Source organism: Halorubrum sp. Hd13 (assembly GCF_002252755.1).
Taxonomy (GTDB): Archaea; Halobacteriota; Halobacteria; order Halobacteriales; family Haloferacaceae; genus Halorubrum.
In genome coordinates this window covers 1-13534 of the sequence record NZ_NHOY01000113.1, presented here as the reverse complement: position 1 = coordinate 13534, position 13534 = coordinate 1, and the positions used below count along the sequence as shown (strand labels likewise).

Annotated in this window: 13 protein-coding genes and 2 pseudogenes; 6 read left to right on the top strand and 9 right to left on the bottom strand. The window is 71.6% G+C overall.

Annotation, left to right across the window (positions count from 1 at the left end; genetic code table 11):
• Window positions 1-211: pseudogene (locus tag DJ81_RS15415) on the bottom strand (SAM-dependent methyltransferase); the annotation flags it as partial.
• Between DJ81_RS15415 and DJ81_RS15410 the strand changes: the two are divergent.
• From DJ81_RS15410 to DJ81_RS15400, 3 genes and pseudogenes are all read left to right on the top strand, one after another.
• Window positions 207-710: pseudogene (locus tag DJ81_RS15410) on the top strand (class I SAM-dependent methyltransferase); the annotation flags it as partial. The pseudogenes DJ81_RS15415 and DJ81_RS15410 sit on opposite strands and share 5 nt — an antisense overlap.
• A gap of 537 nt (window positions 711-1247) precedes the next feature.
• Window positions 1248-2135: a YkgJ family cysteine cluster protein gene (locus tag DJ81_RS15405; RefSeq protein WP_094522059.1), complete on the top strand. Its 888-nt coding sequence runs from the start codon at window positions 1248-1250 to the stop codon at window positions 2133-2135.
• A gap of 131 nt (window positions 2136-2266) precedes the next feature.
• Window positions 2267-4057, top strand: a complete 1791-nt coding sequence (locus DJ81_RS15400; RefSeq protein WP_094590453.1) for an L-aspartate oxidase — start codon at window positions 2267-2269, stop codon at window positions 4055-4057.
• Between the two features lie 19 nt (window positions 4058-4076).
• Here DJ81_RS15400 and DJ81_RS15395 read toward each other — a convergent pair whose 3' ends face one another.
• From DJ81_RS15395 to serB, 5 genes are all read right to left on the bottom strand, one after another.
• On the bottom strand, window positions 4077-4391 hold the full coding sequence (locus DJ81_RS15395) for a hypothetical protein (protein ID WP_094580825.1): 315 nt from the start codon (window positions 4389-4391) through the stop codon (window positions 4077-4079).
• Complete coding sequence (locus DJ81_RS15390) at window positions 4388-5047, bottom strand: N-acetyltransferase (RefSeq protein ID WP_094590451.1); 660 nt, start codon at window positions 5045-5047, stop codon at window positions 4388-4390. Before DJ81_RS15390 ends, DJ81_RS15395 begins: the two co-directional genes overlap by 4 nt.
• Before the next feature lie 70 nt (window positions 5048-5117).
• A complete protein-coding gene (locus tag DJ81_RS15385) occupies window positions 5118-6218 on the bottom strand; it encodes a Brp/Blh family beta-carotene 15,15'-dioxygenase (protein WP_094590449.1) in 1101 nt (366 codons plus the stop codon).
• Window positions 6211-7035 carry a lycopene cyclase domain-containing protein gene (locus tag DJ81_RS15380; protein ID WP_094524994.1) on the bottom strand — a complete coding sequence of 275 codons (825 nt, stop codon included), beginning with the start codon at window positions 7033-7035 and terminating at the stop codon, window positions 6211-6213. Before DJ81_RS15380 ends, DJ81_RS15385 begins: the two co-directional genes overlap by 8 nt.
• Window positions 7036-7265: 230 nt before the next feature.
• Window positions 7266-7913, bottom strand: coding sequence for a phosphoserine phosphatase SerB (serB, locus tag DJ81_RS15375; protein ID WP_094590447.1), 648 nt, complete (start codon window positions 7911-7913; stop codon window positions 7266-7268).
• Between the two features lie 125 nt (window positions 7914-8038).
• On the opposite strand from serB, the gene DJ81_RS15370 reads away from it, so the two are divergent.
• A complete protein-coding gene (locus DJ81_RS15370) occupies window positions 8039-8242 on the top strand; it encodes a hypothetical protein (protein WP_094524996.1) in 204 nt (67 codons plus the stop codon).
• A gap of 3 nt (window positions 8243-8245) precedes the next feature.
• Window positions 8246-8830, top strand: coding sequence for a 2'-5' RNA ligase family protein (locus DJ81_RS15365; protein WP_094526177.1), 585 nt, complete (start codon window positions 8246-8248; stop codon window positions 8828-8830).
• Between the two features lie 419 nt (window positions 8831-9249).
• Here the strand turns inward: DJ81_RS15365 and DJ81_RS15355 are convergent, their stop codons facing one another.
• From DJ81_RS15355 to DJ81_RS15345, 3 genes are all read right to left on the bottom strand, one after another.
• Entirely contained in the window at window positions 9250-9459 is a 210-nt protein-coding gene (locus DJ81_RS15355; RefSeq protein WP_094590443.1) for a hypothetical protein, read from the bottom strand.
• Between the two features lie 2 nt (window positions 9460-9461).
• Window positions 9462-10856 (bottom strand): cytochrome P450, encoded by a 1395-nt coding sequence (locus DJ81_RS15350; protein WP_094524999.1) that lies wholly within the window; start codon window positions 10854-10856, stop codon window positions 9462-9464.
• A 124-nt stretch (window positions 10857-10980) separates the two neighbouring features.
• Window positions 10981-12615 carry a methyl-accepting chemotaxis protein gene (locus DJ81_RS15345; protein ID WP_094590441.1) on the bottom strand — a complete coding sequence of 545 codons (1635 nt, stop codon included), beginning with the start codon at window positions 12613-12615 and terminating at the stop codon, window positions 10981-10983.
• Between the two features lie 197 nt (window positions 12616-12812).
• On the opposite strand from DJ81_RS15345, the gene DJ81_RS15340 reads away from it, so the two are divergent.
• The coding region (locus DJ81_RS15340; protein ID WP_170938346.1) for a UvrB/UvrC motif-containing protein at window positions 12813-13534 on the top strand (722 nt) is incomplete at its 3' end.

The following is a 13534-nucleotide window of genomic DNA, read 5'->3' as shown; positions in this document are numbered from 1 at the left end:
CTCGGTCGGGGACGTTGTCCTGTTCGGCGACGTACAGCCCGGCGTCGCGGAACGCCTCGCGGTACTCCTCGCGGCTCCACAGGGTCATCTCCACCGCGATGTTGTCCTGCCACGCGTGGGTCGATTCGCTCTCCGCGAAGTAGTTGACGGCGCAGTAGAAGGTGCCCCCGGGCTTCAGCACGCGTCGGATCTCCCGGAGCGTGTTGCGCGGCATCGGCCGCGGCTTCGGGCTCGACGGCGCACCGGAAATGGTCCGCAACGCCCGGAGCTACACCGACGACGACGCCGTGGGCTTCCTCGTCGGCGACTTCGACGCGCTGCCGTTCGCCGACGACTCGCTCGATCACGTCTTCTCGATGGAGGCGTTCTACTACGCGGCCGACCCGCGCAACACGCTCCGGGAGATCCGACGCGTGCTGAAGCCCGGGGGCACCTTCTACTGCGCCGTCAACTACTTCGCGGAGAGCGAATCGACCCACGCGTGGCAGGACAACATCGCGGTGGAGATGACCCTGTGGAGCCGCGAGGAGTACCGCGAGGCGTTCCGCGACGCCGGGCTGTACGTCGCCGAACAGGACAACGTCCCCGACCGAGAGATCGAGATCCCGGACGCGACCGAGTTCCCCACCGACGACTGGGACTCCCGCGAGACGATGGTCGACCGCTACCGGACGTGGGGGACGCTGTTGACGGTCGGCGTCGCGCCCTGAATCGGTCGTCTTTTTATAAACGGTCGATCGCGGATCGCGGGCGAACGCCTCCAAAGCCCCGGCCGCTCGGTTATACGCAGTTGCTGACGGATCGGAGGCGAACACCTTCAAAGCCCCAGCCGCTCGGTTATACGCAGTTGCTGACGGATCGGAGGCGAACACCTCCAAAGCCCCAGCCGCGAGGCGGGCGCACGCTCGCTGCGGTCCTCGTCACTCGCTTCGCTCGCTCCTGTGGTCCTTACTTCGCCTGCGCCCGCCTCGCGGCTGCCCCTTTGAGTCCCGCCCCGCACCACATCCGCACCACAGGCCTCCCCAGCCTCGTCGGTCGCCCGTCGTTTCGCTCCGGGCGACCGACTCCAGCGAGGGACCTTCGGTCCCTCTGGCAGCCGGCGCTCCGCGCCGGCGACCTCGCGCGGCGCCGGTTCGCGGCCTGAGGGCCGCTCACGGGCGCGCGCCGACGGCCGTCCGTTTATAAACGCCCGCCCGAACCCGCCGATCCCTTTTAACTGTGCGAACCGTTGGCACGGACGATCTCCGATGGAACTCCGCTGCGAGGGCTGCGCCGGCTGCTGCGTCGACTGGCGGCCGCTCGATCGCGACGCGGCCGGCTCCGACCGCGCTGGCGACCGCGACCCGCTCGACGACACGTACGACCTCGTCCCGCTCACCCGCGACGAGGTCGCCGCCTTCCTCGACGACGGCCTCGGCGACGTCCTCGTCCCCCGGCTCTTCGAACCCGCCGAGCGCGACGCGAGCGTCTCGATCGACGGCGTCGAGGTGGCCGCCGCCCGGGACCGGCCAGTCTTCGTGGTCGGTCTCCGGAAGCCGCCGAAGCCGGTCGCACCGATCGGCACCGACGAGCCGCGCTGGCTCGACGCCTGCGTCTTCCTCGACCCCACGACGCTCCAGTGCCGGATCCACGACGACGACCGCTACCCCCGGACCTGCGCGACGTACCCGGGACACAACCTCGATCTCGGCGCCGAGACGGAGTGCGAGCGCGTCGAGGCCGCGGGCGGCGGCGACCGCCTCCTCGACGGCGAACCGCCGGACGACCTCCCCGCGCCCGCGTTCGGCCCGCAGGCCCTCGGGTCGGTCGTCTTCGGCTACCCCGACCCGGACGACCTCGACGGGGTGATCGACCGGCTCCGGACCGGTTCGCTCACCGCCGACGACCGCGCCCAGTTCGTCGGGGCCGCCGTCGGCTCGCGGCCGGGAGCGCTGTCGGTCGACCGCGACCGCATGGCCGAGGCTCGGGCCCGGGCGCGCGACGCCGACTCGTGGGCCGGCGGCGCGATCCGCGAGTGGACCGAACGCGCCGGCGCCGACGGCGACCGCGCCTCCCTCGACGCCGATTCCCGCGACCGACTGGTCCGCGAACTGGAGGACGACGCGGGCGCTCCCGGGACTCCCGGTTGGGACTGACGGGGACCGCCGAACCTCAGTCACGGAGAAGAGGAACGGGCGGCGCCGGAGGAGGGGAACGGGCGGCGCGTATCGCTTGCTCGCGCGCACACGCGCGAGGGTCTTATGCCGTTCGAAACCCTACCTATGACGTGAACGAACGACGACCCACGGAACCCGACGAACCGGTCGAGTACGACCGCGTGGACGTCTCCGTCCTCGTCGTCGGCGCCGGCGCGGCGGGGGCGAGGACCGCTATCGAACTGGCAGAGCGCGGGGTCGACGACGTCCTGGTACTCGGCAAGCGGGGCCACGGAGACGCCCACACGACGTGGGCGCGCGGCGGGATTAACGGCGCGCTCGGCACCCGGGACCCCGAGGACTCGCCGGCGATCCACGCCGCCGACACCCTCAACGAGGGCCACTTCGTCAACGACCCGGCGAAGGTCGAGACCGTGACCGAGCAGATGCCGGAGCGCCTCCGCGAGCTCGACGAGTGGGGGATGGAGTACTCGCGCACCGAGGACGGCGAGATCGACCAGCGGTTCTTCGGCGCCCAGTCGTTCCGCCGGACGGCGTTCGCCGGCGACCACACCGGCGAGTCGATGCTGAACGCGCTCGTCGACCGGGCGCAGGAGCTGTCGGTCCCCTACCGCGAGAACGTGATGATCACGAAGCTCGTCTCGGACGGTGACGCGGTGTACGGCGCCGTCGGCTTCGACATGGACACCGGCGAGTTCGTCCTGTTCAACGCGGGCACCGTCGTCCTCGCGGCCGGCGGCCACGCGGCGATCTACAACCGACACACCTCCCGGGACGACGAGAACAACGGCGACGGGGCGGCGCTGGCGTCCGACGCCGGCGCGTCGCTGATGGACATGGAGTTCATGCAGTTCCACCCGACCGGGATGGCCGTCGACGAGAGCGACCCCGAGTGGGCGCCGTGGAGCGGGCGACTCGTGACCGAGGCGGTCCGCGGCGAGGGAGGACGCCTGTTCAACGCCGAGGGCGAGCGCTTCATGGAGCGGTACTCGCCCGACCAGATGGAGCTGGACGCCCGCGACGTCGTCGCCCGGGCGATCGCCCGAGAGGTCGCCGAGGGACGCGGTACCGAGAACGGCGGCGTCTACCTCGACATCTCCCACCGCGACGCCGACTTCATCCGAGAGCGACTCCCGCGGATGTACGAGCGGTTCCACGACCTCGGCGTGGACATGGCGGCCGAGCCGGTCGAGGTGGCGCCGACCTCCCACTACGGGATGGGCGGCGTCGCCGTCGACGACGACGGCGAGACCGACATCGACGGGCTGTTCGCCATCGGCGAGACGATGGCGGGAGTCCACGGCGCGAACCGACTCGGCGGAAACTCGCTGGCCGAGACCGTCGCGTACGGCGTCGTCGCCGGCGAGCGGGTCGCCGACCGCGTCGACGGGCCGGGCGAGGTGCCCGACGACCTCCGCGAGGGACTCGTCGAGCCGCACCTCAGCGACCTGAGCGCACTGGCCTCCCGCGACGGGGAGCACGACGTGGACGCGGTGCTCGCCGACCTGCGGGAGATGATGTGGAACCACGCCGGGATCCTGCGCGACGAGCCGTCGCTCCGCGAGGGGCTCGACCGACTCGAAGCCCTCCGCGAACGGGCCGCCGACATGCGCGTCGGCCCGGTCACGAGCGAGTCGTTCGAACTCGCCGTCGACGTCGGGTTCACTCTCGTCGCCGCCGAGGCGGTGCTCCGCGGCGCGCTCGAACGCGAGGAGTCCCGCGGCGCCCACTACCGCACCGACCACCCCGACGTCGACCCCGACTGGCGGCGGAACGTCTACTTCGACGCCGCCGACGTCGGCGGGATGACGCTCCGGACCGAACCGGTCGACGAGCCGAGCGAGGCCGTACAGGCCGCGCTCGACGAGGGCCACGAGCTGGACTACCACCAGCTGGAGTGAGGTCGGCCCCGTTTCCGCGCTACCCGCCCCGCTTCCGATACCACACGCGCTCGCCGACCGGCGACTCGCCGTCCTCGACGGGAAGCCGCCCCACGAAGAGGTCCCTGACCGCGAACGTGATCACGAGTTCGACGGACGCGTCGTCGCGCTCCGTTCCGCCCCCGTCGCGCTCCGTTCCGCCCCCGTCGCGGCTCTCCTCACTCTCCGCCGACGCCACCGGATGGACCGTCACGACGGCGTGCCCGTCGCGCTCGTCGATCGACTCGATCACTCCGACCGACCACCGGCCGACGTGGTGCGACGGCTCTCGGGCGTGGACGCGGTCGTGGTTCACTGCGCTCCCCCCTCGACGCGCCGCACCGCGAGCGCCGCCTCGCAGGTGCACTCGACCTCGCACTTCGGGCACTCGGCGGCGGGCCGGTCGATCGGCTCGCGGTGGACCGCCTCGTAGCCGTGGCGGTCGAACAGCTTCTCCGGGGAGTCGGCGCCGCCGTGGTACCACGAGTCCGCGACGAGCACGTCGACTCCGCGCTCGGCGCCGATCCCGTGCAGGCGTCCGAGGAGCCGACTCCCGATCCCGCGTCCGGTGGCCCCGTCCCGGACGTACCCCATCTCGAGGTGACCGTACCGGTCGGCGGCGGGGATCAGGTCGGGGTCGTCGAAGAAGTACATCTCGTCGGCGACGGCGCCCGGATCCGCGAACTCGCGGAGCGCCATCACCCCGAGGATCGGTCCGTCGGCGTCGCCGCCGTCGTCCGGTCCCGCGTCGTCGTCCGGTCCCGCGTCGTCGTCCGGTCCCGCGTCGTCGTCCGGTCCCGCGTCGTCGTCCGGTCCCGCCCCGCCCTCCACCGCGACCAGCACGTGGTACGTCGGGTCGCCGATCCCGAGGTCGACGCCGTAGGAGTTCCCCTCGCTGAAGTGCTCGGTGATGAGCGCCTCCACCTCGTCGGCGTCGCCCGGCCGCGGGTCTCGGATCGCGATCTCGTCCATTCCCCGAGGGTACGCTCTCGGCCGACAAGAGCGGCGCGGTGGGCCGACCCCGGCGAGCCGAACGCCGGGCCTATCCGACCGCTCCCGGCCGCCAGACGCCCTGCCGCCGGTCGAGCCACGCGACGACGACCACGTGCGGGAGCGTCATGGCCGCGATGGCGACGAGCGACACGGCGAGCAGGCCGCCCGGAGCGGCGACGCCGGCGGGGACCGAGAGCCCGACCGCGGCGACCACGAGGAACCCGCCGAGGGTGAGCGGCGCGGCGTCGCGCCCGAACCGCCCGAGGGCGCCGGGGAGATCGCCGTCGCCGAGCGCGGTCGCCGCCCGCTCGTCAACGAGGATCAGCCGGCCGACGTGGCGGAGGCCGTGCCAGAGCGCGAAGTACACGCCGATCGCGAACACGGGCGCGGCGAGCAGGAACCACGCCCACAGCGCCGCCACCTCTCCGGCGTCGCGGAGCCACCCCCGTCGCGAGGCGCCCGCCCGGACCCGCCGGTAGCCCAGTCCGATCGACAGGACCGTCGTCGCGATCATGAACGCGCCGACGGCCAGCCGGGTCGCCGGAACGAACACGGGCTCGACCGCGGCGGCGGCCGCGCTCGCGTCGACGACGAACAGCCCGACGATCCACTCGGCGACCAGCCGGTACTCGCCCGGATGCGCGAGCAGCGGGACGCCCATCGGGAGCCCGCCGCGGACGACGAGGGCCAGCCAGCGCTCGGCCGACGTCGGCAGGTGGTCGACGCCCGCGACGACGAGCGCCGCGACGTCGCCCTGCCCCCAGTGGAGCCACGTGAGCGCGATGAACCCGACGAAGGCGGCCACGGGAGCGAGGAAGAACGCCGCGACGACCGCCCCGCCGAGGACCGCGTACGCGACGGAGACGACCGCGACCGACCGCCGGGGCGAGATGTCCGTCGCCGCGCGCAGCGGAACGAGGTGGTCGACCGCGCCGTGGGCCATCCCGACGGCGAGCGTCCCCAGCGCGAACGTCGCGACGCCCACCTCCACCGGAAACAGGGGGGTCACGGCGCCGACCGGGAGCAGCGCCGCGAGCGCTAGCGCGGGGTACAGCGCGAACCACCGATCGACCGCCGACCGGGCGTCCTCGTCGCTCTCGACCGCCGTCGCCTCGCGGCGCGCCGCCGCGCCCGCCGCGGTCTCAGTCATTGACGGGGTCGGGGGACTCCGGGTCCGGTTCGGGCGGTTCGGGCGTCGGGTCGAACGCGTCCGCCGCCGACTCGGTCGGCCGGCCGCGCCGGTCGTTCCAGTCGAGCACCCACTCGAACAGCACGAGCCCGTTCACCGTCATCACGCCGGCCGAGGCGAAGAAGAGCATCTCCTCGATCGGGAGTCCGAGGACCGCGACCCCGGTCGTCAGCTCGGCGGAGAGCTGCCACGTCCCCATCGCGATCGCGATCCGGTCGGCGATCCAGAAGTACGCCGCGGGGATCAGCGTCGCCGCGAGCCACATCCGCGGCGTCCGGATCAGGTACCCGCCCCCTACGGCCCACTGCAGCGCGAAGACGGGGCCGACCCACGCGATCAGCCCGCCGAGGTAGAGGTACGAGGGGTCGAGCGACACGAGCCAGAGCCCGCCGGCGACCATCGCGACGCCGGCGACGACGCCGGCGATCCGCGGGCCCCGATCGAAGTCGCCCTCGCGGAACGTCGGGTCGAACCCGATCAGGTGGAGCGCGAACGCGGTGACGACGGTCTGGATGGCGAAGAACAGGTACTCGCCGAGCGGGATCGACAGCGCCCGGACGAGCACCGCCCCGTCGGCGTACCACCACGCCCCCCGTCGGATCATGTAGCTGATCCACGGCGTCGTGTACACGTACGCGATGGCGACGAGGATCGCGATCCCGGCGGTCGCGCGTCGCCGGCGGACGACGTCGTACCGCGGCGCGAGGTACCACAGCGCCGCGACGACGGGAAGGCTGAAGACGAGATGGAACTGGAGGTACGTCAGCGTCGGAAGCATCCGATCACCCCACCGGCGCCGTTCATGCGATCACGTTCGCTCCGTCGCTTATTAAGGCTCAGTCCAAACAGTGTGGTCGCCCCCGACGGTCGTCGAGAGTGAGATCGGCGGTCGTCGGGATTTCGTCCGGCGATCATCGTGATCTCGTCCGGCGATCGTCGGGATTTCGTCCGGCGATCATCGGGATTTCGTCCGGCGGTCGTCGGGATTTCGTCCGGCGGTCGTCGGCGCTAGGCCTCGGCCGACAGCACGCCGTGCCCCTCCAACACCTTCCCGAGCCGGAACATGGAGGCAACGACGGCGTCGCAGACGGGGCGCACCGCGTCCTTCGGCACGAATCCGACCGCGAGCCCGGCGACCTCCAGCATCGGGAGGTCGTTCGCGCCGTCGCCGACCGCGACCGTCTCCGCCATCGCGAAGCCGAGGTCGTCGGCCAACTCGGCCAGCGCGTCGTCCTTCGTCCCCTCGATGAGCGGTCCCTCGGCCTCGCCGGTGAGCTTCCCGCCGGCCGTCGGGAGGCGGTTGGCGACGATCGTGTCGGCCTCGACCCCCGCCTTCGCGAGCGCGCGCTCGACGCCGCGCTCGAACCCGCCCGTGAGCACCGCGACGTGGTGCCCCTCGGCCTGCAGCCGCTCGATCAGCTCCCCGGCGCCCGGCCGGAGCGTCACCTCGTCGAACGCGGCCGCGACCGCCTCGCCGTCGAGCCCGCCGAGCAGCTCCGCCCGTCGGTAGAGGCTCTCGGCGTAGCTGAGCTCGTCGTTCATCGCTCGCTCGGTTATCTCGGTCACCTCGTCGGCGACGCCCGCGCGCTCGGCGAGCAGGACCGTCATCTCGGAGTCGGAGAGCGTGCCGTCGAAGTCGAACGCGATGAGGCTCATGGACTCCGTTCGGCGCGGAGGGGTTTTGAAGCACCTGATCGCGCAACGGACCCCGCACGGCGGGGCCGTCTCGCCCCGCCGCGCCCTCGGTGGCCTTTTTGCCGGTCGGGGTCGTCCCCACCGTCATGGATCGAACCGACGCTGACCGCGCCGACGTCGACGTCGACGACCTCTTGAAGGTGATCTTGGGACTTGCTATCGTATGGCTTCTCCTGGAGATCCTCGGCGCCGTGCTGGAGATCACGTTCGTCCTCCTCGACGCGCTCCCGACGCTGATCGTCCTCGCCATCGTCGTCCTGATCGCCTTACGGCTCACCGACCGGATCTGAGTCGTGTTCAGCCTGAACGTCCCGCTCCCGCCCGCGGTCGGCGATCTCGCGGCCGATCTCCACCCGAAACTGTCGGGGTTCGACCGCGTGCGCGACCGGCACACCCTCGTCTGCAAGCGACTCGGGGTCGACGACGTCCCGGACCGCGTCGCGAGCGCGGCCCGCCCCGGACCCCAGGACGTCGGTTCCGCCGCCGAACCGAGCCCCCCGAAGCCCGACGCGCTCGAGGCGCTCCGGGAGGACCTCCGACCCCTGCTGTCGGGAACCGACCCGTTCGAGGTGGCCGCGACCGGGATCGACGTCTTCGACGCGCCGGCGTCCGGCTCGCGGCCGGTGGTGTACCTCGCCGTCGAGAGCGAGGTCCTCGTGCGGCTTCATCAGCGACTCTGCGCCGCCTACGGCGCGATCGAGGGGATCGAAGGCGACGACTTCGTCCCGCACGTCACCCTGGCGCGCGGCGGAAACCCCGCTCCGGGCGTCGTGGCCGACCTCGTGGGCGCGGCGGTCGACCCGATCCGGTGGCGCGTCCACGCGCTCGACCTGTACGACCCCGAGTTCCGCGAGGTCGCCGCGACTATCGATTTATAAATGGGTGGCCGGGACTCGGCGGTGAACCGTTTCGAATTTCCGGCCGCTCGGCGAGACGCTGTCGCCTGCGCTTCGTCGGTGATCACGTCCAAAGCCCCAGCCACCACGTCCAAAGCCCCAGCCACCACGTCCAAAGCCCCAGCCACCACGTCCAAAGCCCCAGCCGTGAGGCGGGCACACGCTCGCTGTGCTCCTCACTCGGTCGCTGACGCTCCCTCGTTGCGGTGCTTCCGTCGCCTGTGCCCGCCTCACGGCTGCCCCTTTGAGCCCCGCCCCGCACGGCGACCGCACCTCACGCCTCCCCAGCCTCGTCGCTCACTTCGTTCGCGACTCCCTCGCGCGTGCACCTCGCGCCCGTCGGGCGCTCGGCGGCACGCGCCGCCGCTATCGGTTTATAAATAGCACGTCGCCGTCGGCGGTCACTCTCGCCGCCCGCTCTGCTTATCGCCCCCGTCGCGCTCGCCCGGCTCGTCGACCGCGTGGTGCGGTCCGACGGGACCGTGCGTCGGGCAGACGCCGGCGATGGGAGTCGCGTTGAGACAGCAGGCGCGCTGCTGACTCGCGATGACGCCCTGCGAGAGGGACTCACCGCAGCGCCGGCAGTACGACGCGGTCCCGTCGTCGGCCATCTCTACCGCTCGCGAATGCGCATCGGCACCGGGTGGTTCGGGTGCATCGTCAGCGAGCCGCGCAGCGAGAGTTCGGGCCCCTCGTACTCCAGGTCGTACTGCGAGCAGACCTCCGCGAGGATCAGCTTCGCCTCCAGCAGCGAGAACGCCTTCCCGATGCAGTGGCGCGGGCCGCCGCCGAACGGGAAGTACGCGAACCGGGGGCGTTGGCTCCGGCGCTCGGGGGCCCATCGACTCGGGTCGAACGTCTCGGGGTCGTCGTACCAGCGCGGCGACCGGTGGATCACCCACTGCGACAGCATGAGCGCCGAGCCCTCCGGGATCCGGTACCCACCGATCTTCACGTCGAGCTTCGGCTCGCGGAACAGGGTGTAGACGGGCGGGTACAGCCGCATCGATTCGTTGAGCACGCGCTCGGTGTACTTCATGTCGCGGGCGTCGGCGGCGGTCGGGGCGCCGTCGGCGGTCGCCGCCCGGGCCTCGCCGGCCACGCGCTCGCGGGCCTCGGGGTGATTCGAGAGCAGGTAGAACGTGTACGTCAGCGCGAGCGCCGTCGTGTCGTGACCGGCGAGCAGCATCGTCACCAGCTCGTCGCGGAGGTTCTTGTCGGTCTGCTCGCCGCGGTCCCGGGCGCGCAACAGGACGGAGAGCAGGTCCATCGGCAGGTCGCCGTCGCCGTCGCCGGCGGGGCCGCGCACCGCGACGCCCTCGGGACCGGCCGGGTCGACGCTCGGGTCGCGCTCGGTCCCGCGCCGGCGCTCCACGATCCCGTCGATCACGGATTCGAGGGTGCCGATGGCGTCGTCGAACTCGCGGTTCTCGCGGGTCGGCACCCAGTTCGGGATCAGGAAGCGGCGCGGGTCGGGCTCGAACCGCGCGCCGAGCGGCTCCAGCTTCTCTTGGACGGTCTTCACCTCCTCGTCGGTGATGTCGGCGCCGAACATCGCCGAGACGATTATCTTGACGGTGAGGCGGGCGACCTCGAGCTGGATGTCGACCACGTCGCCGTCGTTCCAGTCCGCGAGTTGCGACTCGGTGTGGCCGACCATCGTCCCCGCGAGCGCCCCGATCCGCCGGTTGTGGAACGAGGGGTTCGCCAGCTTCCGCTGGCGCTGCCACGCCTCGCCCTCGCTCATGAGGAGACCGTCCCCGAGCAGGGTGTCCATGGCGTCGTCGCCGAACTGCGGCTTCCGGTAGCGCTCGGCCTCGGAGACGAGGACGCGCTCGATGTCGGCGGGGTTCGTCAGGAGGTAGGTCTCGCGCGGGCCGAGGTCGAAGCGAACGACGTCGCCGTAGCTGTCGGCGCAGGCGCGCATGAACGAGAACGGGTCGTCGGCGTACTGGCGACCGTTGCCGAAGACGGGGTCGCCGATGGGTCCGGGCGGCGTGACGGACATACGAGAAATAGGGTCTCTGCGAGGTTAAACGTTCGGCGGCGGGGCGGCGGCGGCGACGCCGCGGGGGGACGGACGCGGCGCCACGTGGGAATTTGTCGGGCGCTACGAGCGGGTCCGGCAGGCGCTACTCGGACCGCTCTCGATCCCGCTCCTCTCGCCTCTCATGCCTCGCGTCCAGGCGCTCGACGCGGGCGATCAGCTCGTCGACGGCGACCTCCTGGTCGTCGGTCGCCTCGACGATGCGCTCGGTCGCGTCCTCGGTCCGGTCGGAGCGCTCGCGGACCGCCTCCAGCGACGACGTGAGCTCCTCGACGGTCGCGGCCTGGTCGTCCGTCGTCCGGGCGACCTCGGCGACGCCCGCGGCCGCCTCGTCGACCGCGTCGGCGATCTCCTCCAGCGAGTCGAGCACGGTCTCGATCTCGGTGCCGGCGTCCTCGATGCGGTCGTGCGAGCGCTCGACGGCGGTGCTCGTCTCGTCGGACTGCGCCTGGAGCTCCGCGAGGCTCTCCGTGATCTCCTCGGTGTAGCCGCGCGTCTCGTCGGCGAGCTTCTTGACCTCCTCGGCGACGACCGCGAAGCCGTCGCCGCCCTCGCCGGCGCGGGCGGCCTCGATGTTGGCGTTGAGCGCCAGCAGGTTCGTCTGCTCGGCGACGTCGGAGATGACCTCGATGACCTCCTCGATGTCGTCCATGCGCTCCGAGAGCGCGCCGACGCTCTCGACGAGCTCGTCGCCGATCTCGACGACGTCCTGAGTCGCCTCGCGGGCGTCCTCGCTGGCGTCGAGCCCCTCGTCCGCGGCCTCGCTGGCGGCGATCGCGGCGGAGTCGACCTGATCGGCGGTGGCGGCGACCTCCTCCATGCCGGCGGAGAACGACTGCATCTCGGAGACGCTCTCCTCTAGCAGCTCGTTCTGCTCGTCGACGTTCTCGGCGATGTCGCCGGCGGCCCCGCTCGCCTCCTGGACCGTCTCGTCGATCTGTCGCGCCTGCTCGTGGACGCTCTCGGAGAGGCTCTGGAGGTTCTCGGCCATCCCGTTGACGACGCCGATGACGGCCAGCAGCTCCTCGCTCAGGATCTCGCACTCCTCGTGTCGGACGGCGCGGGCGTCGAGGTTCCCCTCGCCGATCGCCTCCGCCGTCTCGCGAACCTCCTTCACCAGCGTTTCGGTCGCGTTCCGCTGGTTGACGTTCTCCGTCCGATCGATGACGACTTCGGTGACGCCGACGACTTCCTCGCCCTCGTACAGCGGCGTCGCCGTGAACTCGATGTGCTTCTCGTCGCCGTGGCGGTCGACCATCGTGCTGGTGTCGCGGTAGCGGGTCTGCGCCGAGTCGCACCGCTCGACGCCGTACGCCTCGTCGGCGGTCTCCGGCGCGTCGAGCACTTTGTCGGCCAGCGTGTCGGCCCGCCGCCCGTCGGGATAGAACAGCTCCGAGACGTGGCCGTGACCGATCGCGTCCTCGCGCGCTTTCCCGGTGAGCGACGCGATGGACTCGTTCCACTCGGCGACGTTGCCGTCGGCGTCGAGGATGAACGTCGGCACGCCGGTGGCGTTGAACACCTGCTCGAAGCCGGCCCTGGACAGCGTCTCGGCGCGGTCGGTGCCCGCTTCGTCCACGATCCCTGGAGCCGTGCCGTCGGCTCCGCTCGGTCTCCCGTCGTCGGCCCCGTCGTCGACGACGACCCCGCCGTCCGGGACCGACCGCGAGTCCCGGTCCCGCCCGAACACCCGTCGGAGTAGCCCGCTGACTCCCGTCATATCTATGTCGCCCTCTCCCAAGCGCCCGCATAAACGGTTCCCCCCGTTATTCACGTGTGATAATCATCTGGTCCTCTAGATGAAAGGAGCGCCGTCGGCCTTCTCTTTCGCTCCCCCGACACGATCGCTCCCTCTGCTGCAATCGCTCCCCTCCCCGCCCGTAGCGTTCAAACGCGTCCGGCGGCTACCCGGATCCGATGGACGCCGACGCCGTGCGCGAGCGGGCCGCGGACTTCCCGACCGAGCCCGGCGTCTACCAGTTCCGGGCGGGGGAGACGACGCTGTACGTCGGCAAGGCGGTCGACCTCCGGGACCGAGTGCGGTCGTACGCCGACCCGCGCTCGGGGCGTATCAGGGGGATGGTCGCGCGCGCCGACCGGATCGAGTTCGCGGTCACCGACACCGAGACGCAGGCGCTGCTGCTGGAGGCCAACCTCATCAAACGGCTCCAGCCGCGGTTCAACGTCCGGCTGAAAGACGACAAGTCGTACCCGCTGATCGCGCTCACCGACCACCCCGTCCCCCGGATCGAAGTCACCCGCGACCCGGAGGAAGGCGCGGTCGCGTACGGCCCGTTCACGGACAAGGGCCGCGTCGAGACCGTGGTGAAGGCGGTCCGCGACGAGTACCGGCTCCGCGGCTGCTCGGATCACAAGTACGCGAACCGCGACCGCCCCTGCCTCGACTACGAGATGGGGATCTGCTCGGCCCCCTGCACCGGCGAGATCGACCCCGCGAGCTACGCCGAGGACGTGGCCGCGGTCCACCGCTTTCTGGAGGGCGAGACCGGCGCCCTCGCCGACCCCCTGCGCCGGCGGATGGAGAGCGCCGCCGAGCACGCCGAGTTCGAGCGCGCCGCCAACCTCCGCGACCGGCTCGAAGCGGTCGAGGCGTTCCACGGCGAGGGCGGCGAGGCCGT

Excerpts from the sequence above, each read along its gene's own strand:
- DJ81_RS15405 (WP_094522059.1), top strand. The coding sequence starts at position 1,248 with ATGGAACTCCGCTGCGAGGGCTGCGCCGGCTGCTGCGTCGACTGGCGG.
- DJ81_RS15390 (WP_094590451.1), bottom strand. The coding sequence starts at position 5,047 with ATGGACGAGATCGCGATCCGAGACCCGCGGCCGGGCGACGCCGACGAG.
- DJ81_RS15385 (WP_094590449.1), bottom strand. The coding sequence starts at position 6,218 with ATGACTGAGACCGCGGCGGGCGCGGCGGCGCGCCGCGAGGCGACGGCG.
- DJ81_RS15380 (WP_094524994.1), bottom strand. The coding sequence starts at position 7,035 with ATGCTTCCGACGCTGACGTACCTCCAGTTCCATCTCGTCTTCAGCCTT.
- serB (WP_094590447.1), bottom strand. The coding sequence starts at position 7,913 with ATGAGCCTCATCGCGTTCGACTTCGACGGCACGCTCTCCGACTCCGAG.
- DJ81_RS15370 (WP_094524996.1), top strand. The coding sequence starts at position 8,039 with ATGGATCGAACCGACGCTGACCGCGCCGACGTCGACGTCGACGACCTC.
- DJ81_RS15355 (WP_094590443.1), bottom strand. The coding sequence starts at position 9,459 with ATGGCCGACGACGGGACCGCGTCGTACTGCCGGCGCTGCGGTGAGTCC.
- DJ81_RS15350 (WP_094524999.1), bottom strand. The coding sequence starts at position 10,856 with ATGTCCGTCACGCCGCCCGGACCCATCGGCGACCCCGTCTTCGGCAAC.
- DJ81_RS15345 (WP_094590441.1), bottom strand. The coding sequence starts at position 12,615 with ATGACGGGAGTCAGCGGGCTACTCCGACGGGTGTTCGGGCGGGACCGG.